Source organism: Pseudomonas sp. Q1 (assembly GCF_009935975.1).
Taxonomy (GTDB): domain Bacteria; phylum Pseudomonadota; class Gammaproteobacteria; order Pseudomonadales; family Pseudomonadaceae; genus Aquipseudomonas; species Aquipseudomonas palleroniana.
Genome location: NZ_QODI01000066.1, coordinates 1 through 647, shown reverse-complemented (window position 1 = coordinate 647; position 647 = coordinate 1). Strand labels below are relative to the sequence as shown.

The 647-nt window shown below is 56.0% G+C and carries 1 protein-coding gene; it reads right to left on the bottom strand.

Going from position 1 to position 647, the window contains the following annotated elements; all coding sequences use genetic code 11:
- A partial coding sequence (locus DK870_RS29155) for an HAD-IC family P-type ATPase (RefSeq protein WP_161550432.1) occupies window positions 1–647 on the bottom strand: 647 nt, incomplete at both ends.

Below are 647 nucleotides of genomic sequence, written 5' to 3'. Positions count from 1 at the left end.
TTACCGACAGTGGCATAGGCATTTGACGCGGCGGGGATGAGGAGATTGGCCGCTTCGGCATGCCCGACAATCGCTTTCGCAAGCGGGTGATTGGAGCCGGATTCCACGCTGGCAAAAAGTGCCAGTACTTCATCGTCGCTTTGTTTGGTAAAGGGCTGTGCAAAGGCCGCTACATCGGTAACACGCGGCTTGCCCTCGGTCAGGGTGCCGGTTTTGTCGAAAGCTATGGTCTTTACCTGACCAATAGTTTCTAGGGCGCTGCCGCCTTTGATAAGTAACCCACGGCGGGTGCCTACCGCCAGTCCTGAAGCAATCGCTGCTGGAGTGGATAAAACCAGTGCGCAGGGACAGGCAATCAGCAATAGCGCCAACCCGCGATATAGCCAAGTCGCCCATTCACCGTCCATTAGTAGTGGTGGCAGGATAACGATCAATGCGGCAAGCGCCATCACAGTGGGAGTGTAGTAGCGGCTGAATCGCTCAATGAAGCGGGCTGTGGGTGCTTTGGATGCTTGTGCCTGTTCCACCAGTTGAATAATGCGTGCAATGGTGTTGTCGGCAGCGGTTTTTTCTACGCGGACTTCAAGTACCCCGTCGACGTTGATCGAACCGGCGAAGACAGTATCGCCCGTGGTCTTGGCACTGGG